General features: G+C 37.8%; 1 protein-coding gene. It reads right to left on the bottom strand.

All coding sequences use genetic code 11. From position 1 onward, the window contains the following. On the bottom strand, positions 1-291 hold a 291-nt coding region (locus ACQRDX_RS09620; RefSeq protein ID WP_427896679.1), incomplete at both ends, for a multicopper oxidase domain-containing protein.

Consider the following 291-nt stretch of genomic DNA (forward strand, 5'->3'; position numbering starts at 1 on the left):
CTACCCTTCTTATTAAACTTAACTATAAGTCTTACTTTTTCGTTAGGCTCAATATATACAGTATCTTTCCATCCGCTCTCCTCTGGAGAAGGCGCATTACCGTTTCTTGATAGAATTTGAACCTGGGTGCCATGAATATGGAATGGGTGTCCCATTTCATGCATCATAGATCCTGGGTTTGTAATTTCCCAAATCTCTGTATCTCCAAGCCTCACTGTTTCATCAATTCTATTCATATCAAATTTTTTACCGTTTATTGATACCATGTGACCCATACCTTGAAGCTCAAAA

Source organism: Streptococcus sp. SGI.013, from assembly GCF_050315295.1.
In the GTDB taxonomy this organism is placed as follows: Bacteria; Bacillota; Bacilli; order Lactobacillales; family Streptococcaceae; genus Streptococcus; species Streptococcus porcorum.